The organism is Halomonas sp. 113 (genome assembly GCF_904067645.1).
Taxonomy (GTDB): Bacteria; Pseudomonadota; Gammaproteobacteria; order Pseudomonadales; family Halomonadaceae; genus Vreelandella; species Vreelandella titanicae.
Genome location: NZ_LR881453.1, coordinates 2,439,168 through 2,457,821, shown reverse-complemented (window position 1 = coordinate 2,457,821; position 18,654 = coordinate 2,439,168). Strand labels below are relative to the sequence as shown.

The 18,654-nt window shown below is 55.0% G+C and carries 20 protein-coding genes; 12 read left to right on the top strand and 8 right to left on the bottom strand.

Annotation, left to right across the window (positions count from 1 at the left end; translation table 11 throughout):
* The first annotated feature begins 198 nt into the window (after positions 1 to 198).
* Entirely contained in the window at positions 199 to 1,371 is a 1,173-nt protein-coding gene (gene hmpA / locus YERSI8AC_RS11475) for an NO-inducible flavohemoprotein (RefSeq protein WP_141441130.1), read from the top strand.
* Positions 1,372 to 1,428: 57 nt separating this feature from the next.
* Here the strand turns inward: hmpA and ubiT are convergent, their stop codons facing one another.
* Positions 1,429 to 1,899 carry a ubiquinone anaerobic biosynthesis accessory factor UbiT gene (gene ubiT, locus YERSI8AC_RS11470; RefSeq protein WP_159177927.1) on the bottom strand — a complete coding sequence of 157 codons (471 nt, stop codon included), beginning with the start codon at positions 1,897 to 1,899 and terminating at the stop codon, positions 1,429 to 1,431.
* A gap of 228 nt (positions 1,900 to 2,127) precedes the next feature.
* Between ubiT and YERSI8AC_RS11465 the strand changes: the two genes are divergently transcribed.
* The gene (locus YERSI8AC_RS11465; protein WP_041158446.1) at positions 2,128 to 2,694 is read left to right on the top strand and encodes a cytochrome c oxidase subunit 3 family protein; all 567 of its coding nucleotides are present in this window, start codon (positions 2,128 to 2,130) and stop codon (positions 2,692 to 2,694) included.
* 15 nt (positions 2,695 to 2,709) lie between these two features.
* The gene (locus YERSI8AC_RS11460; RefSeq protein ID WP_027959377.1) at positions 2,710 to 3,012 is read left to right on the top strand and encodes a cytochrome C oxidase subunit IV family protein; all 303 of its coding nucleotides are present in this window, start codon (positions 2,710 to 2,712) and stop codon (positions 3,010 to 3,012) included.
* Positions 3,013 to 3,052: 40 nt separating this feature from the next.
* On the opposite strand, the gene YERSI8AC_RS11455 is transcribed toward YERSI8AC_RS11460, so the two are convergent.
* The 5 genes from YERSI8AC_RS11455 to YERSI8AC_RS11435 form a co-directional block, all read right to left on the bottom strand.
* Positions 3,053 to 3,250, bottom strand: a complete 198-nt coding sequence (locus YERSI8AC_RS11455) for a hypothetical protein (RefSeq protein ID WP_159176774.1) — start codon at positions 3,248 to 3,250, stop codon at positions 3,053 to 3,055.
* A gap of 11 nt (positions 3,251 to 3,261) precedes the next feature.
* Complete coding sequence (locus tag YERSI8AC_RS11450) at positions 3,262 to 5,205, bottom strand: nitric oxide reductase activation protein NorD (protein ID WP_159176773.1); 1,944 nt, start codon at positions 5,203 to 5,205, stop codon at positions 3,262 to 3,264.
* 9 nt (positions 5,206 to 5,214) lie between these two features.
* Positions 5,215 to 6,027: a CbbQ/NirQ/NorQ/GpvN family protein gene (locus YERSI8AC_RS11445; protein WP_138801014.1), complete on the bottom strand. Its 813-nt coding sequence runs from the start codon at positions 6,025 to 6,027 to the stop codon at positions 5,215 to 5,217.
* Between the two features lie 64 nt (positions 6,028 to 6,091).
* On the bottom strand, positions 6,092 to 7,447 hold the full coding sequence (locus tag YERSI8AC_RS11440) for a cbb3-type cytochrome c oxidase subunit I (protein WP_159176772.1): 1,356 nt from the start codon (positions 7,445 to 7,447) through the stop codon (positions 6,092 to 6,094).
* 38 nt (positions 7,448 to 7,485) lie between these two features.
* The gene (locus tag YERSI8AC_RS11435; protein ID WP_088701534.1) at positions 7,486 to 7,938 is read right to left on the bottom strand and encodes a c-type cytochrome; all 453 of its coding nucleotides are present in this window, start codon (positions 7,936 to 7,938) and stop codon (positions 7,486 to 7,488) included.
* Positions 7,939 to 8,393: 455 nt separating this feature from the next.
* Between YERSI8AC_RS11435 and YERSI8AC_RS11430 the strand changes: the two genes are divergently transcribed.
* From YERSI8AC_RS11430 to YERSI8AC_RS11390, 9 genes are all read left to right on the top strand, one after another.
* Entirely contained in the window at positions 8,394 to 8,960 is a 567-nt protein-coding gene (locus tag YERSI8AC_RS11430) for a YIP1 family protein (protein ID WP_159176771.1), read from the top strand.
* A 69-nt stretch (positions 8,961 to 9,029) separates the two neighbouring features.
* Positions 9,030 to 9,380, top strand: a complete 351-nt coding sequence (locus tag YERSI8AC_RS11425; RefSeq protein ID WP_159176770.1) for a DUF488 domain-containing protein — start codon at positions 9,030 to 9,032, stop codon at positions 9,378 to 9,380.
* Positions 9,381 to 9,702: 322 nt separating this feature from the next.
* Complete coding sequence (locus YERSI8AC_RS11420; protein ID WP_159176769.1) at positions 9,703 to 10,005, top strand: c-type cytochrome; 303 nt, start codon at positions 9,703 to 9,705, stop codon at positions 10,003 to 10,005.
* Positions 10,006 to 10,031: 26 nt separating this feature from the next.
* Complete coding sequence (nosR, locus tag YERSI8AC_RS11415) at positions 10,032 to 12,179, top strand: transcriptional regulator NosR (RefSeq protein ID WP_159176768.1); 2,148 nt, start codon at positions 10,032 to 10,034, stop codon at positions 12,177 to 12,179.
* Between the two features lie 17 nt (positions 12,180 to 12,196).
* On the top strand, positions 12,197 to 14,074 hold the full coding sequence (gene nosZ, locus YERSI8AC_RS11410; RefSeq protein WP_159176767.1) for a TAT-dependent nitrous-oxide reductase: 1,878 nt from the start codon (positions 12,197 to 12,199) through the stop codon (positions 14,072 to 14,074).
* A 46-nt stretch (positions 14,075 to 14,120) separates the two neighbouring features.
* Positions 14,121 to 15,419: a nitrous oxide reductase family maturation protein NosD gene (locus YERSI8AC_RS11405; protein WP_022523554.1), complete on the top strand. Its 1,299-nt coding sequence runs from the start codon at positions 14,121 to 14,123 to the stop codon at positions 15,417 to 15,419.
* A complete protein-coding gene (locus YERSI8AC_RS11400; RefSeq protein ID WP_022523555.1) occupies positions 15,416 to 16,348 on the top strand; it encodes an ABC transporter ATP-binding protein in 933 nt (310 codons plus the stop codon). Before YERSI8AC_RS11405 ends, YERSI8AC_RS11400 begins: the two co-directional genes overlap by 4 nt.
* Complete coding sequence (locus YERSI8AC_RS11395) at positions 16,345 to 17,169, top strand: ABC transporter permease (protein WP_022523556.1); 825 nt, start codon at positions 16,345 to 16,347, stop codon at positions 17,167 to 17,169. The genes YERSI8AC_RS11400 and YERSI8AC_RS11395 overlap by 4 nt, the downstream gene beginning before the upstream one ends.
* 39 nt (positions 17,170 to 17,208) lie before the next feature.
* Complete coding sequence (locus tag YERSI8AC_RS11390) at positions 17,209 to 17,745, top strand: nitrous oxide reductase accessory protein NosL (RefSeq protein WP_022523557.1); 537 nt, start codon at positions 17,209 to 17,211, stop codon at positions 17,743 to 17,745.
* Between the two features lie 53 nt (positions 17,746 to 17,798).
* Here YERSI8AC_RS11390 and YERSI8AC_RS11385 read toward each other — a convergent pair whose 3' ends face one another.
* Both YERSI8AC_RS11385 and YERSI8AC_RS11380 read right to left on the bottom strand, forming a co-directional pair.
* Positions 17,799 to 18,185 (bottom strand): SirB2 family protein, encoded by a 387-nt coding sequence (locus YERSI8AC_RS11385; RefSeq protein WP_022523558.1) that lies wholly within the window; start codon positions 18,183 to 18,185, stop codon positions 17,799 to 17,801.
* An 11-nt stretch (positions 18,186 to 18,196) separates the two neighbouring features.
* Positions 18,197 to 18,604, bottom strand: a complete 408-nt coding sequence (locus tag YERSI8AC_RS11380) for a hypothetical protein (RefSeq protein WP_022523559.1) — start codon at positions 18,602 to 18,604, stop codon at positions 18,197 to 18,199.
* Positions 18,605 to 18,654: the final 50 nt, after the last annotated feature.

Below are 18,654 nucleotides of genomic sequence, written 5' to 3'. Positions count from 1 at the left end.
AGTATCAAAAATGCATCTTATAGGCTCAAATAAGCTACTTCGTCACTCAATGACAGACGCTTTTGCATTGTCTTCAGGCCTTGTTATTCAAATGACTAGCAGCCCCCTCTCCTTAACAAAGCCCCTTGATGGTTGGTATTTATCGCTTTTGGCGTTAAGATGCATTTGCAATGAATCTTAACGATTGAGGTATTATCCGTGCTAACACATGAACAGGAAAAGCTGATCAACGCGACAGCTCCCGTCGTGGCCGAACACCTGAATGCGATTACACAGCGCTTCTATCCGCTGATGTTTACCCGCTACCCAGAGGTCAAGCCGCTCTTTAATGAGGTTCATCAGCAAAGCGGTGGTCAGCCCCGTGCCCTGGCCAACGCCGTGTTGGCCTATGTGCAACTACGCAGTAATCCAGCTCAGGCGCGTGCTACTCTGGATATTGTGGTCAGTAAACACGTCTCGCTAGGGATTCTTCCCGAGCAGTACCCTATTGTCGGTGAATGCCTGCTGGCAGCGATTGGCGAAGTGCTGGGTGACGCCGTCACCCCGGAAATCGCCGATGCGTGGGGCGCTCTATATAACGAGCTTGCCGCCCTGTTAATTGACCTCGAAGACCAGCGCTATCGTGAGTTTGAGCAGCGCCCGGGGGGATGGCGCGGCACACGCCGTTTCAAGATTGCCAGTACCCATCAGGAAAGTGCTGTAATTCGCTCTTTTATCCTTGAGCCCGAGGATGGAGGACGTGTGGCTGACCATGAGCCAGGTCAGTATATCGGTGTACGTCTAACCATTAATGGCGAGCTGGTTTATCGGCATTACAGCCTCTCAGACACGCCAAATGGCCAAAGCTATCGAATCTCGATCAAACGCGAAGAACAGGGCCAAGTCAGCCGCCACTTCCACGATGTCTTACAACCCGGCGACACCTTGGAACTGTTACCACCAGCAGGTGACCTCACGCTGATTGAAGGTGACGAACCTCTGCTGCTTGCCAGCGGCGGCGTTGGGCAAACGCCCCTGCTCCCCATGGCAAGACATGCCTTGTCCCTTGGGCGGCAAGTCACCTATCTACACGCTGCCCTGGACGCCGACCACCAGGCCTTTAAAGGCGAATTAGAAGCGCTGAAGAGCGAGTATCCTCAACGTCTTAAGGCTGTCCGTATTCATGAGCGCGGCAACGAAGCCGAACATATTGGTCGTATCGACCACAGCTTATTAGCTCACTACCTGCCTGATCTTAAGGCGCGCTGCTATTTCGTCGGCCCCCAAGGATTCATGACGGCGATTAACAGCGCTTTGTCCGAACTGGGTGTCGACGAGGATCGCCGACACTTTGAGCACTTTGGCCCCTCACGCCCCCTCGACGCAGCGTAATAATGGGCGGCCTCGGCATATACCCGGGGCCGCTTGTGAACAGTTCAGAAGCCTGGGTCATTCTTTACCTACCAAACGCTCCAGCCCCAACAACAGTTCCCCCAAACGCCCTTGTGCAAGACCTTCCTCGCAACCGTCGAGTAGATTCTTGAGCGTCAACCCCAGCTCTGTATCCCCTTCAATGATTAAGCGACGCTGGAAAAACAGGCTGTCGGGATCTTCGCGGCGCGTGGCAAGGCACAAGAATTCCCGCCAACCTCCCCGGATGGTTGCCTCGCCTTTCTCGCGACATAATATCAAGCGCTGGGATTCAAGCGTCAGACTTAGCGTCACACCTAAATCGGCGATGGTGAGACTAATGCGCCGACCTTCCAAAGCATCGAATTCCCCCTCAGCAAGCGGCATAGCAAAAGTACGGTTGAGTAAAGGCTCGACTATACGTTGCTTAATTGTAAACGGTACCCGTGGATCAAGGAGACGTATCAAATGGCTAGGCGTTATAGGAGGGGAAATTGAAAAAGAGGGCATGGAAAAAGGTAAAGACAGCAATGACATAACAGTCACTCCGAAGTAAAGGCATCATCGGCAAACACTAGGCCACTGATGCTAAGCGTTGCCGTGGCGCTGGGTAGTGACGCGTGTCAAATAAAAGAAATATTGCACCAAAATTAACATGTATTTAAAATGCACTTAATATATTGACGAAAACTAATGAGCCCTGATACCTCGGCACAACGCTTACCGAGTGGAGTATTAATGAGGCACGACCTGCCCAATCCCGGCTGGGGGCCGCTTTCAGCGCTACCTGGCAATCCACTGATGTGGGTATTGATACTGAGCGAAATGCTGGTTTTCACCGCCTTCTTTGCGCTCTATGCCGGTCAACGCGCCCTTGACCCTGCACTATTCAATGAATCCCAACATCAGCTTGACCCGGTGCTGGGCGGCCTCAATACCCTGGTGCTCTTGACCAGTGGGCTTTTTGTAGCCTTTGCCGTTGAGGCGATAAGCGCTAAGCGCATACAGCGCAGCCGACAGTGGTTAGGCGCCGCTATACTGTTGGGCCTACTGTTCTGTCTCATTAAGGTTTTTGAGTATACAAGTAAGTTTGCCGCTGGAATAACGCCAGAAACGAACGTTTTTTTTGGTTTTTACTATGGTTTAACCGCCTTCCATTTTGCTCACGTTGTGTTCGGCTTAGCGCTACTAGGCTTAGTGAGCTGGCGCACCTCCACCGAGAACGTAGAAACGGCGGCAGCCTTCTGGCATATGGTGGACTTGATTTGGATCCTGCTTTATCCACTGATTTATCTGCTCAGATAATTTTGTGAGGAAACAATGAGGGCACTGCCCGGTACACGACGTTTACTGATTACTTGGGGCGTATTAATGGCGCTGACCCTGGTTTCCATGGTTTCCGCTCGGCTAGATCAGACCACCGACTGGCAGGTGCTTCCCCTATGGTCAGCCGCCATGATAATGATGGCGACGGGGTTCAAAGCCCACTGTGTGCTCATGGTCTATTTAAACTTGCGCGCCGCGACCCCAGCCTGGAAGGGAGTTTTCATTGCCCTGACACTATTAACGTTAACGCTGATTGCCGCGGGCTACCTGGCCGGTCGCTTTCATTTAGTGGGGTAGCCTCACAGGATTGGATTTAGCGAAGTGCGGAATCAGTACCTCAAGGCCGCTGCGCGGCGTTTGCCCAGGCTTCCAGCGACCGACCCAACCGCATCAAACCATAAACGATAAAGGGAACCAGAAACATCAGCGCCACGCCCCAATCTCGGTTATTGATAAGCCATACCAGCGGCACGACTATCCCTAAAGCGACCAAAGACCACAGACTAATCGCCGCTACGAAGCGCAAGCGCACCATAGATAACCTCCTTAGGAAGCAGCAATCTGGCGGTAGATACTCGGCAGAGCCAAGGCGAGATGCTCCGGACGTTGGACAATGGCATAACTACCTCGCCCAAATAGATGAGGAATATAGCGCCCCGCCTCCCGGTCGATCGTTACCCCGAATACCCGCACTTCTTCCCTTCGCGCTTCAAGTACCGCTTTGCGCGTATCCTCTATACCATATCGCCCTTCATAATAGTCGGTATCGTTAGGCTTACCGTCGGTCAGAAGTAGCAGCAACCGGTGCCGATTGGGCCGTTTGGCAAGCGCTTGGGAAAGGTGCCGAATAGCGGGCCCCATACGCGTGTAGTGGCCTGGTTTGAGCGCTGCGATCCGCCGTGACACCCGCTCGCCCATTGGCTCATCGAAACTTTTCAGCGTATTGACCCAAACACGGTGACGACGGTGGGAGGTAAAGCTGTGAATGGCATAGTCATCGCCGCACCCCGCAAGGCCGTGCCCCAATACCAGCAGCGCTTCTTTAGCCACATCCAGCACTCGCCGGTCTTCCAGCCAGGCCTCAGTGGAAAGGGATACATCGACCAGGATCGAAACCGCCAAATCCCTCGCCTGGGTACGGCTAGCTTGATAAAGACGGTCGCTGGCTTCACCGGTAGCCGCCAGATCGCAGCGGGAGCGAATGACGGCGTCCATATCCAGCTCGCTGCCATCCAGCTGGCCACGTAGCGTCTCACGACGCGGCCTAAGTGCTTCAAACTCGCGTCGGACTCGGCGAATGCGCCGTTTTGTCGTTTCATCCGGCTGCCAGTTCTCCCCCTCCTCGCTCTGCACATCGCTGAGTACCACACAGTGGTCAGGCATATAGATTTGCTTACGATGATTCCATTCCGGATAGGTATGGCGCCCACGCAGCCTTCCCCCACTCACCTCACCGGGCGCCAGATCAAGATCAAGCTTTAACTTGGAAGCCGCCTTCTTACGGTTAGCACTGAGCACAATTTCATCAATCTGATCGGCCGCCTGTTTGGCCTCATCATCGTCTTCATCCTCTACATGACGATTGAGATTGACCATTTCGGCCCAGGAAAGCATCTTTTCGGATGCATTGAGCATTAAAGAGTCATCGCGGTCGGCCTGATCCTGCTCGCGCCGGTCAGCCTTACGTTTACCGTGATCATCTTGTGGCGAATTCTTCCCTGGAACCGGCGCCTCATCATCTTCCTGCTCGGTTCGTGCTTGTTTATGAGTACCCAGGGCAACGGCTTGCCCCCATAGCGGCACCGGCAGTGGCGGCCGGTATCCATGCGGCGCATGAAAATTGTCCAAAGACAGGGTCTCGTCGAGGATGGCGATATGCATCACTTCGGCCCAGCCAGCCTCGGGCGGCGTTTCTCCCAGCTGGGCACAGAGAACGGATTCAAGCGCTGCTTCCATCGGCGGCAAGCGCTTGCGCTGAGGGCGAATGGCCAGCAATGCCTGACATAACCTGGCGTGACGCTGAGCGAGCCCAGGGAAGTGGGCCAACACTGCCCGAGTCGCCCGGTTTACTTCACGCAGCTGGAGAAGGTCTTGCTGTAGCGGATCTTCGACGACGTGCACATGCCGGGTCACCGCCAGGTACGCTACCAGCCAAAGGTAGAGATCCCGGTTCAGGGAAGCCTCGGCGAACAGGGCAATGCGTGGCGGTAACAACAGTCTTTCTTCGTCACGGCGTGCTTGATCGAGCACCTCCTCATCAAGCCCAAGCCTTTGACGTAAGGATAAGCGATGCGACGAACTACGCCCCGCAATAGCAGCAACATCGATACCCGCCTCGCCGCCTCCGGCGCGGAAAAAGACGCCGAGCATGGGCCGCAGCGTTTCAAGGCGCACTGCGGCTTCGGGATGGTCTGGGTAGCTTGCCGCACTGGAAGCCCATCGGTGCCAATGGCGGCCTACAAACTCTTCGACTTCAAGAAAATCAAGCATGCCCTGCCCTCACCCAAAGGTTGCGTGAATGGCTTCCATCAGCCCTTCCTGAACATCTGCGTCATCACTCAGCGGCTCCACTAAAGTAGCCCGGGCAGCTTCCAAAATGGGCACCCCGGCAGCAATCAGGGTAGCGCAGTAAACTAACAGGCGAGTAGAAACACCCTCTTCTAAATCCTGCCCCTTCATGGCCCGCAGGCTGGCGGCAAGATTGACCAGCGCGGCGCACTGCTCTCCGGGCAAACCACTCTCCCGCGCGACAATATCGCGCTCAACTTTGGGTGGTGGAAAATCAAATGACATGGCCAGGAAGCGCTGGCGGGTACTCGGTTTAAGCGATTTGAGAATATGCTGATAACCAGGGTTGTAAGACACTACCAGCATGAAGTCATCCGGCGCTTCGAGCAGTTCCCCGGTACGTTCCAACGGCAGTAGTCGGCGGTCATCGGTGAGCGGGTGAAGCACCACGGTGACATCTTTACGCGCTTCTACCACCTCATCGAGATAGCAGATACCCCCTTCGCGCACTGCGCGAGTAAGCGGGCCATCGACCCAGCGGGTCTCGCCGCCCTGCAACAGATAGCGGCCTGTAAGGTCGGCTGAAGTCAGGTCGTCGTGACATGAAACAGTGAATAGTGGGCGGCCCAGCTTAGCGGCCATATGGCTAACAAAACGTGTTTTACCACACCCGGTGGGGCCTTTAAGTAACAGCGGCAAACGTTGGCGAAAGGCGTGCTCAAACATAGCGCATTCGTTGCCGACATTCTCGTAGAAAGGTATTTCACGCTCATCGATAGGATTAGCGACAGAAGAAAGAGGCATGGGAAGACTCCATTGCCGGAAAATAAATAAAGAAAGTAAAAACGGCCCCGCAGGGCCGTTAAGTTCAGGCCGAGCCTGCCCCAGCTGTAATTTGTGTGCCGCCGGCTGGCACCTGCTCTCGAGCGGGGCCGAAGAAAGAGTAAAGCAACATGATCGACCCCACGGCCACGGCCACGCCAGCGCCCAGACGCATAAGATAGAACAGGCCTAATTGATCCTGTACTTCCATGTAATTCATACCCAAGACGCGCTGCAAGTGAGTCTGCACGACCCCGGCGAAGGTCAGGGTAAAGGTCATAAAGCACATGGCACTGGTGACGATCCAGAAGCCCCACATGTTCAGCACTTGGTTATAAGGCCGCACACGGCGGATCTGCGGCATGGCGTAGGTAATCACGCCAAGAATCAGCATCACATAGGCACCATAGAAAGCTAGATGGCCATGAGCGGCGGTTACCTGAGTACCATGGCTGTAGTAATTCACGAACGAGAGGGTATGCATAAAGCCCCACACACCAGCGCCGAAAAAGGCAATGGTTGGGCAGCCTAGGGCCCATAGCATGGCCGCTTTATTAGGGTGGTTACGACTGCCCTTCCAGAACATGGTAAAGGCGAATACCACCATGGCGAAGAAAGGCGCCACTTCAAGCGTCGAGAAGATACTGCCGATGGGCTGCCAGTAGCCAGGTGCACCAATCCAGTAGTAGTGGTGCCCGGTGCCCAGCAGGCCGGAGAACAGTGCCAACCCAACAATGATATAGAGCCATTTTTCGATCACTTCGCGATCCACGCCGGTCATTTTGATCAGCAGGTAACCCAGCAAGGAAGCCATGATCAATTCCCATACGCCTTCCACCCACAGATGCACCACCCACCACCAGTAGAGTTTATCTACCGCTAGATTGGTCGGATTGTAGAAAGCGAATAACCAAAACACTGCCGCTAGCCAAAGCCCCAGCATTAACACCAGATTGATAGCGGTCTTGCGGCCCTTGAGCAGCGTCATGCTGGTATTGAAAAGAAACATTAGAAAAGAAATGGTGATGAGTATTTTCACCCAGAACGGTTGCTCAAGAAACTCGCGCCCTTCATGGATACCGAACTGGTAGCCGACCAGAGCAGCGACGCCAGCAAAAGCAAAGATCGCCAGCTGGATATACGCCAGATTGGGACTATGAATTTCCCGCTCGGCTTCCTCTGGCATCAGATAGTAGGTGCAGCCCATAAAACCGATCAGCAGCCACACAATCAACAGATTGGTATGGCTGACACGCATGATATGAAAGGGCATCACTTCGGCCATAAAGTTGGGCCAAGCATAGACGGTGGCGGCCAGTAGTCCGAAGACTATTTGTAGCGTAAATAGCGCCATGGCCACCATAAAAAAGGGTAAAGCAACCTTCTGGGTTTCATATTTCATTGTACGGTTCTCCTTGATTCATCCTTCGGCTGGTAGCTTTAGCCAGCGGGATGTGGGGGCCAGTCCTGATCGTCGATGCCATCGGTCCATTCGAGGAAGTCGATTAGCGAGTTCATATCCTCTTCGCTAAAGTCATACGCTGGCATTTGACGACGACCCTCGATCCCCAATGGCTGGGCGCGGATCCAGGCATTAATACCCGATCTGGCAGCCTCAGGATTTTCATGACCTCCATAGCGTTCCCAGACGTTACCCAGTTCAGGAGCGAAGTAAGCCCCCTCTCCCATAATGCTATGGCAGTTGATACACATGTTTTTTTCCCACACTTCTTTGCCATGCTTAACAGAATCCGTGAGACCTTCGCTGTCCGTGGAGACATTGACCATGTACCAATGACTATGAGCCGTTAGCGCAGCAAATAGCAGGAAGAAGAACAGCGAACCACCGTAGAAAATATTGCGGGCCGCTGATTTAGTGAGACCATCAGCCATAAGCCATACTCCCTTGCTAGTCAGATCCGACCTTAGGCTGGGAAGCCAAAAGGCATGCATTTATTAAGATGTATATTATTTACATTTTTAAGATTAGCAGAAGAATCCCCCTAGCAACATTGCCACAGATCAATTTTTGGCAAGAGCAAAACCCTGGGTAAATTTAAGATTACTAATTAATTCGAGCCAGAATGCGGCTGGGTTTCTTAATAGTGCCTAATCACTCTGTGCGGTTTGCACCAGGGCATAGCCGTTCTAGAGGTAGGCTGATGCTATGACTTCTCAGATTTCACACGGGCATGCACCACTGCTGCTGATATGGGTTGCGCTCTCTTAAAACAGAGAGAATCAAGCTTCACACTTGACAAAATACAAACTAGCCTTAATTCTGAATATAATATCATGACATGATATTTTAAGCCCACAACGATCACAACTGACTGCGAGGCTAGACAATGAACCCTCTAACCATTATTCAACTGCCCTTTACCCATTTAGCGGGATGGAAAGACCTCCAGCAACGCCATCCTTCAATCGCCACTCTGGCTTGGTGCATCGTGCTGCCCATGTCGTTGTTACCTCCCGTGATGCTCTATTATGCCGGTACACACTACGGAGATATCTTCGCTCCAGGCTTCGCCGATCGGCAGTGGCGCTTCATCACGACCATTCTATTCCTGGCCGAGCTGCTCACCTTCTTTGTAATGGGCTGGCTAATTCACGCGGTGGTCAATAGCGATCGTGATCTCTCAATTAGCTACCACGACGCTTATCTGTTGGCAGCCCTGGCACCTTTGCCACTTTGGTCAGCAGCGACCGCTCTGCTGCTCCCCAGCCTGTTGTTCAATGCGCTGGTAGTACTGGTGGCACTGGGCATCTCTTGCAGTTTGGTCTACCACGGGCTGCAGGCTCTATGTAAACGCTCAGCGAATGACGTAACAACGATGTCTGCTACTTACACCGTTATGGCCGCCGGGGTGCTGGCATGGGGTTTACTGATGGCTATTGTCTGGGCTTACTAGGATTCAAGTAGAGTGGAACCGACTCACTAGCTAGGCTTTAAAGGAAACTCATTTACTTGCGAGATAGCGATGGATATTGAATTAAAGCGAGCCTATGACTCACCTCAAAGCAAAGATGGTTATCGTGTCCTCGTCGACGGTATCTGGCCGCGCGGGGTGTCCAAGGAGGAAGCCAAAATCGATGAATGGCGCAAGGAGGTCGCCCCAAGCAGCGAACTTCGCAAAGCATTTCATAATGGCTCTCTCGACTGGAGTGGCTTCCGCAGTCGCTATCTCAAAGAGTTAACCTCTTATCGCGAGTCTCTTCGTAATCTTGCACAACGTGCCAGGAAAGAGCGAGTTACTCTGGTATTTGCCTCTAAGGAAGAGCGCCGTAACAATGCCGAAGTGCTGCGCCAGTACTTGAACATGTTGAAATAATCCGCGCTGTAAAAAACATTTCTACATCGCCACACCCCTAGCGCCGTGGTGCATAGCCAAGCGTCTGAATTTCGAGTTGAAATCACAATAACGACTGACGTCATCGCCTACCCACTAAGGGGTAAGCTAATGCTCTGTAGGGGTACGCGAGACTAAAAATGATCCAGATCAACATTAGTCCCCCTTATTTCTTTAAAGTGAACTTCATACCTTTTCTCGTACTGAGACATCAGTACCCAGCAACTCGTATACCTCTATAAACCACCTTGCCACGTTGCCGAATTGGTAATTTCAACTCAAAAGATGCATAAGGAATACTTCAATGAAAACCCTCGCGTCCATACTGTTGCTAGGCGTTGTTGCCTCTATTTCGATTACCGCTCATGCAGATGGCGAAGCCACCTATAACCAAGCCTGCATGGCTTGCCACATGACGGGCGCCGCAGGTGCTCCCATTCGCGGCAATGCCGAACATTGGGCGCCTCGCGTGGAAAAAGGCAAAGAGACCTTGTACGACCATGCGATTAACGGTTTTCAGGCAATGCCGCCGAAAGGAGGCCAATTGGGCTTGAGCGATGACGAAGTGAAAGCTGCCGTCGACCACTTGCTAGAACCGGTTCTATAACGCTCTTGACCCGAAAGGAAACCACGATGTCCCCTGTGGCTTACCCACGCCGTCTAACCGGCATCTGGATTAGCTTACTGTTACTCCTAGCAATAACACTGCCCGCCCAAGCTATCGAACTGGAGCAGGTACGCGAGGGGTTTCCCACGGCAGAGCATCTTGAAGCCGCGGATTCACAGTGGCCGGTAAGCCGTGTACTCGCCAGCGACGATGAGTTGCTCGGCTACGCTTTTGAGAGTGTGGATGTCGCTCCAATCCCCGCCTACTCAGGCAAACCGGTCAATGTACTGGTGGGCATCGGTCTGGATGGGCAAATTGTACAGGCCGACGTCCTCAGTCATTCCGAACCGATCATGCTGGTGGGCATTCCCGAGTCGAAGCTAAATAGCTTCGCCGATGAGCACGAATCGGCCCACGTCAATGACAGGCTCAGGGTCGGCGACAATCTTGACGCGATCTCTGGTGCGACGGTGACCGTCATCGTCGTCAGCGACACCATCATGCGCAGCGCCAGGCAAGTGGCCGCTGAACAGCAGCTCATTGCCGACCCCTCCCAGACACCACCGGCACGCGTTCGAGAAGACGTTTTCGCCCCTGCAAACTGGGATGAACTGACCGGCGACGGCACCATTCGCCGTTTGCAACTGACCCATGGCGAGGTCGATACGAGCTTTATAGGTACGCCCGCCGAAGATTACCTGCGCTCGCCACAGCCCGCCGATAAAACCTTTATCGAGCTGTTTTACACCTACCTCAACCCACCAACCGCTGGCCGCAACCTGCTCGGCGATACTGGCTATGACCAACTAATGGTCGAGCTGAAGGATGGCGAGCACGCTATTGCCGTCATGGGGCGTGGTGACTACTCATTCAAGGGTTCAGGGTATGTGCGCGGCGGCATCTTCGATCGCATCGAGCTTTCACAGGGCAGCACTCGGGTCAGCTTTCATGATCGCGATCACATCCGCCTGGGTGATCTGGCCCTCGAAGGCGCGCCCACACTGGCCGAGCGAGACATTTTCATCGTCCGCGAAGAGACGGGCTTCGACCCCGGACAACCGTGGCAGCTGGAATTACTGGTTCGCCGCGCTTCTGGCCCCTTGGATACCGAGTTCAGCCGCTTTAGCGCCGACTACAGTGTTCCCGAGGCCTATGTAGAGCGGCCTGAACCACCGGTGGAAGAGCCTATCTGGGTACAAGTATGGCGCGACAAGGCTTTCCAGATCGCTGTGCTATCCGCCGGATTATTGGTGCTCACTGGCATCATGCTGTTCCAGGATATGCTGGCGCGCCACCCGCGTGTACTGAACCCACTGCGTCTGGGTTTCAAGATATACACCTTAGTATTTATCGGCTGGTACTCGCTGGCCCAGCTATCAGTCGTCAATATCCTTACCTTTACCAACTCGCTGATAAGCGGTTTTAGCTGGTCCTCATTTTTGATCGACCCAATGCTATTTATTCTCTGGTCGTTCGTGGCGGTGAGCCTGCTGCTGTGGGGCCGCGGAGTTTTCTGCGGCTGGCTATGCCCATTCGGCGCTTTACAAGACCTGGTCAACCAGGTCGCTCGCAAACTAAACGTTAAGCAGATAGAGGTGCCCTTCGGGCTCCACGAGCGCCTATGGGCGATTAAATACATCATTCTGCTGGCCTTGTTCGCAGTCTCGCTACATTCGCTTGGCACCGCGGAACGCTACGCCGAAGTGGAGCCGTTCAAGACCGCAATCACCCTGCGTTTCCAACGTGACTGGGCCTTCGTTATTTATGCTCTTGGACTGGTGGCGATTTCTGCCTTCAACCACAAGTTCTACTGCCGCTATCTGTGCCCTTTAGGTGCCGGGTTGGCTATTCCTTCGCGTTTACGCCTGTTCGACTGGCTCAAGCGCCACCGCGGTAGCTGCGGTACCCCGTGCCAAATCTGTGCCAATGAATGCGAAGTGGCCGCTATACACCCGGACGGCCGCATCAATGCCAATGAGTGCCACTACTGTCTCGACTGCCAAGTGACCTACCACGACGACCAGCGTTGCCCGCCCATGGTCAAGCGCCGCAAGCGCTATGAAAAGGCGGCCAATATGTCATCGCGCGGTAATAGCGTTGAGACCCAACGGGATACCGACGCCAGCGGCAAACAGGCCGCATGGCAACGCATCCCTCTTCACCAGCAAGACTGATCTCAGGGGAATCAAGCATGAGCGATAAAAAAGACCATATTCAGGATATCGGCCGTCGCCATTTCTTGCGCAATACCGCCGTCACCGGCGTTGCCGGGGCGGGCCTGGCCAGTGGTTTTGGCGCAGGTGCGTTACTCAATAGCCGTCAAGTTCAGGCCGCCGGCGCCAACGGTATCGACGTTGCGCCCGGCGAGCTCGACGATTACTACGGCTTCTGGAGCGGTGGCCACTCGGGCGAGGTTCGGGTGCTCGGTGTACCTTCAATGCGCGAACTGATGCGGATTCCAGTGTTCAACGTGGATAGCGCTTCTGGCTGGGGGATCAGCAACGAGTCGAAGCGGATACTCGGCGAATCGAGCCATTTCCTCAACGGCGACTGCCACCACCCCCATATTTCCATGACCGACGGCAGCTACGACGGCAAGTACCTATTTATCAACGACAAGGCTAACACCCGCGTTGCGCGCATTCGTCTCGATATCATGAAGACGGACAAGGTCACCACCATCCCCAACGTCCAGGCGATTCACGGTTTGCGCCTGCAGAAGGTGCCTTACACCAAGTACGTCTTCGCCAATGCCGAACTGCCGATCCCCCAGATCAATGACGGCCGCGACCTGGAGAACCCCGACAACTACTTTACTATGTTCAACGCTCTCGATGCCGAAAGCATGGACGTGGCCTGGCAGGTGATCGTCGATGGCAACCTCGATAACACCGATGCCGACTACACCGGGCGTTTCGTCGCCTCTACCTGCTACAACTCGGAAAAAGGCATGACCCTGACCGAGACCATGCGCAACGAGCGCGACTGGGTCGTGGTATTCGACGTTGAAGCGATTGAAGCCGCCGTGGCGGCCGGGAACTACAAGACACTGGGTGAATCAAGCGTGCCGGTACTGGATGGGCGCAAGGGCTCGCAACTGACACGTTACATACCTATCCCCAAGAACCCCCACGGTGTGAATACCTCACCGGATGGCAAATATTTCATCGCCAACGGCAAGCTATCCCCAACTTGCTCAATCATCGCCATCGACAAGTTGCCTGAGCTGTTCGACGACAGTATCGAACCGCGCGATACCATCGTGGGTGAACCTGAACTGGGCTTGGGCCCGCTTCACACCACCTACGATGGCCGGGGCAACGCCTATACCACGCTGTTCATCGATAGCCAGGTAGCCAAGTGGAATATTGAGGATGCCATTCGCCACTACAATGGCGAAGACGTCAACTACCTGCGTCAGAAGCTCGATGTCCACTACCAGCCTGGGCATAACCACGCCAGTCTCACCGAATCCCGCGATGCCGACGGCAAGTGGCTGGTAGTGCTGTCGAAGTTTTCCAAAGACCGTTTCCTGCCGGTAGGCCCTCTGCATCCCGAGAACGATCAGTTGATCGACATCTCCGGGGAAGAAATGAAACTGGTGCATGACGGCCCCACTTATGCCGAGCCCCACGACTGTATTCTGGTACGCGCCGACCAGATCAACCCAAGCCGAGTATGGACACGAGACGACCCCTTCTTCGCCGAGACCGTGGCCATGGCCGAGGCAGACGGCGTCAACCTGGAGGGCGAAAGCAAGGTAATCCGCGAGGGCAATAAAGTACGCGTGTACATGACCTCCATCGCACCGCAATTTGGCCTGACCGAATTCAAGGTCAAACAGGGTGATGAGGTGACCGTGGTCATCACCAACCTTGACCAGGTCGAGGATCTGACCCACGGCTTCTGCATGGTCAACCACGGCGTGCAGATGGAGATCAGCCCCCAGCAGACCGCTAGTGTCACCTTCACCGCCGACAAAGCCGGGGTGCACTGGTACTACTGCAACTGGTTCTGCCACGCGATGCATATGGAAATGACTGGTCGCATGCTAGTCGAACCCGCCTGACGACAACACGCGGGCCGATTCCTTCGGCCCGCTGCGGGAGAACACCATGAAACGACACCCTGGCTATTTAGGTTGCCTACTGGCGCTGCTATGGCTTTTTTGGCTGCCTAGCGGGGTTTATGCCGCCGACTGGCTCGCCACGCCTGGTGAGCCGTTACAGCCGTTGATCGAACAGGCGACCGACGGCGATCAATTGCTGCTGCCTGCAGGACGCTACCCCGGGCGTGTGGTTATTGACCGCACGCTGCATATTAGGGGCGAGTTGCAAGCCATCCTCGATGCAGGAGGCCACGGCCATGCGGTGGTGCTGGCAGCTCCCGACATTATATTTGAAGGTGTCCGCATTGAAGACTGGGGAGATAACCTGACAGCACTGGAGGCCGCTATTTTTGTCGAGCCCGCCGCTCACGGCAGCAGCATCCGCAATAACCAGCTAAGCGGGCCTGGCTTCGGCATCTGGCTCGATGCTGTCAATAACGTCAGTGTGATAGGCAATACCATTCGTGGCGATACCCGACTGCGCTCTCAGGATCGCGGCAACGGCATTCACCTCTATAACGTTAGTGACTCAATTATTGAATCCAACGATGTTGCGCAGACTCGCGACGGCATCTATCTCGACAGCAGCCGCCACAACGTGCTGCGCGACAACACCCTGCATGACCTGCGCTATGGCGTGCACTACATGTACTCCTTCGACAATCGTCTTGAAGGCAACCTGACCCAACGAACCCGAACCGGCTACGCCCTGATGCAATCCAAACGCCTGGAAGTCGTTGATAACCGTTCGGAAGCAGACGACAACTACGGCATTTTGATGAACAACATCACCGACTCCCTATTGAGCGGCAACCGTGTCGAAGGCGTCACCCAGCCCCTGGGGGCAGATGGCGAGGGGCGTCTAGCGGGCGGCGACGGCAAGGCACTGTTCGTTTACAACTCGCAGTTCAATCGTATCGAGAATAATCGTTTCGCAGCCAGCGACATTGGCATCCATCTCACCGCCGGTTCAGAGGATAACCAAATGGCGGGCAACGCCTTCATCGCTAATAAGCAGCAAGTCATGTATGTCGCCACCCGTGAGCAGGATTGGTCGGGCAATTACTGGAGCGACTACCTGGGTTGGGATCTTGACGATAACGGTGTCGGCGACACCGCTCATGAGCCCAATGACGCCATGGATCATCTTCTCTGGCGCCACCCCTCCGCGCGCCTGTTGATGCAAAGCCCTGCGGTGTTGGCACTGCGCTGGGTGCAACGTCAGTTCCCGGTGTTTCGTCCCCCGGGGGTCAGAGACAGCGCGCCCTTGATGAGCGAGCCCGGCCGAGAAGGAAATGCTCCATGAACCCAGTAATAGAACTACAGCGAGTTACCAAGCGTCACGGGGCGCTGGTGCGACTAGCTGAAATGGATCTCACCATCAAAGAAGGCGAGATGCTCGCCCTGCTGGGACATAATGGCGCGGGCAAGACGACCATCATGAAACTCATACTGGGCTTAATTGCGCCCAGCTCGGGCCACGTTGACGTCCTCGGTGGCGCTCCTGACGGGCCACATGCCGAACGCCTACGGCGTCAGTTGGGCTATCTACCTGAAAACGTCACCTTCTACGAACAGCTCACCGGGCGTGAAGTGCTCACCTATTTCGCTCGTTTAAAGCGCGCTGACCGCCATCAGGTAACGGTTCTGCTTGAGCGTGTGGGCCTGGTCGAAGCCGCCGACCGTCGCGTTAAAACTTACTCCAAGGGCATGCGCCAGCGCCTTGGCCTGGCCCAGGCTTTACTAGGGTCTCCCCGGCTATTGTTGCTGGATGAACCCACCACCGGCCTTGACCCCGCGGCCACCCGCGATTTTTATCAGGCCGTAAAAGCCCTACGCGACAACGGCTGTACCGTGCTGCTCTCTTCCCATGTACTGCCGGGCATCGAACCCTATATCGACCGCGCCTTGATCCTGGGCAAAGGGCGACGCCTGGCCCTGGGCAGCCTTGAACAACTGCGCGAAGAAGCACAGCTACCGCTGACGTTTCGTATCCACGGCACATTGCTGGCCATGCAGTCTCAGCTCTGGAAAGCCATGTCCCTTGAGCCTATCCCAATCAATGAGCGCTGTGTGGAGGTCAACGTGCCCGCGGAAAATAAAATGCAGGTACTACGTCAATTAACCACCATGCCGAATATCGACGACATCGAGTTATCACCACCCACCCTTGAGCATCTCTACACGCATTTTTCTACTCGCCCCGCCTCACTGACGCTAGGAGCCAGCGCATGAAGGCCATGTTCATCGTCGCCGCCAAAGAGTTCCAGGATGGCCTGCGTAATCGCTGGGTACTGGCGATCACCGTGATCCTTGCCGTTCTGGCAATGGGTATTGCCTACTTTGGTGCCGCTGCGAGCGGCGGTCTTGGTTTTACTTCACTGGCCACCACCCTGGTCAGTTTATCAACTCTGGCCGTTTTTCTGATCCCCTTAATCGCGCTGATGCTAGCCTACGACGCCGTTGTCGGTGAGCAGGAGGCCGGCACGCTACTACTGCTACTCACCTACCCTATAAGTCGTTCGGCGTTGCTGTTTGGTAAGTTCTTCGGCCATGGGATGATTCTGGCTGTCGCCACGCTACTCGGTTTTGGTATCGCGGGTATGGTTATTGCGTTGGGCGCTGAAGGCGTACCGCTTATCCAACTAACCGTCGGCCTAGCACGATTGATCGCCAGCAGTGTGCTTTTGGGCTGGGTGTTTTTGGCCTTTGCCTACCTGATCAGCGTAACGGTCACCGAAAAGGCACGGGCCGCCGGGTTGGCACTGGGAGTGTGGTTTCTGTTCGTGCTGGTATTCGATCTAGTACTGCTGGCCCTACTGGTTGGCGTCAAGCAGGGGGGCGACTGGCTCCCCTACCTGATGCTGCTCAATCCCACCGACAGTTTTCGCTTGATCAACCTATCGGGGTTCGACAGCACACAGCTAGAAAGCGGTATCGCGGCTATCGCGCAGCAAGGCGCGTTCCATTCTGCCTGGCCGCCCTTGGCAATGCTGGTTTGGGTCGTGGTGCCCCTGCTATTGGCCGCCCGTCGCTTCCACCGTCATACCGCTTAACATCATCTCTTAACATCATTTTATTAACGAGGATTGACCATGCCCGCCCTGCTGCCCATTCTGGCCCTTATTATTTTGCTCATGGCCGGTTGCAACAATGCCACTGACAGCGCCGAAAGGATGCCGCCTCAGCCTATTAGCGGCGATGACATCTGCCATGTATGCGGTATGTTTATCACCGAATTCGAAGGCCCCAAAGGTCAGGCATTTATGCAAAGCCACAGTGACGCGCGTAAGTTCTGCTCCACGCTGGAGATGTTCGTTTTCCTCCAGCAGCCCGAAAATCAGACCCAGCTGCGCCACGCCTATGTACATGATGTCGGCGTGACACCCTGGGAAGCACCTAAAGACGATGCCTTTATCCCTGCAGCAGACGCTTGGTATGTGGTCGGCCATAATCGGCGCGGCAGCATGGGCCACACCCTTGCGCCGTTCTCCAGCCATGAGCGTGCCGAGCAGTTCGCAGCGGTTCATGGTGGCGAGATAATCACCTATGACGATATCGACCTGGAATTGCTCGCCCGGCTCGGGCGCCACGAAGGGAGCGGCCATGCCGCCCACTCAATGGCGCAATAAAAGTGAGGAGTGAGGAGTGAGGAGTGAGGAGTGAGGCAGAAAGTAGCTGCAATTCAGGCTAGCCAGGAAAGCGGGCTGTGATGAACAGCGGCCCCCACCATATAGGCGAAGATAGCCACCGCCACTACCGCGGCTAGGGCTCGCACCGTTGGCGTGGCCCCGCGCTTAATCGCAATGGTGCCAATACCGATATAGGCCAGCAGCGCCAGTAACTTGGCGCCAAGCCAAGGAAGCTGCCAGGGCCATACGGAAAGCAATACCATCAAAGTCACCCCCAGCCCCAACAGAGCCGTATCAATAAGATGAGGCAATACCTTGACCCAACGGGCGTTGAGTCGCGGGCTTTCCTGCACCGACCACCAGGCGCGCACTACGAAGAGCGTGATGCTCAGCGCAGCGGCCGTCATGTGCAGGTGCTTGATGAGGAAATAGTGCTCCATGGTAACCGTCCCTAGCCGACGTTAACCGCATTGCCGTGATGGTCGAAGGCAAGATAGGCGGTGATATTACCCATTTGCAGCGACTCCATCATACGCTGGAGCTGCCGTTCAACCTCAGCGTCATCTTTTGGGTCGTCCATGGCAGCTGTGAAAACTAGATCCCATTCGATCTCGGTACGGCGTGACTCCTCGACCAACGCCGCCATGCTGGTCAATTCCTCCGTCGACTTATCTACGCAGACCACAGGCACCAACACTCCCCCTTCACCCTGTTCGAAGCGACGACGCTGGTCAGCATCAGGGAAATCGGGCAGCTCTGCGCGAACGAACACAAACAGCAGGCGCTGGGGCTTAGGTTGTTTACGCGCTTCCAGCAGTAAATCGGCAAACGTGGCTATGGTCATAAAAACTGTGGTCATAAAATGGGCCTTATCGCTAGTGGTTTAGAATCAGAAGGAGAGAGAGTAGG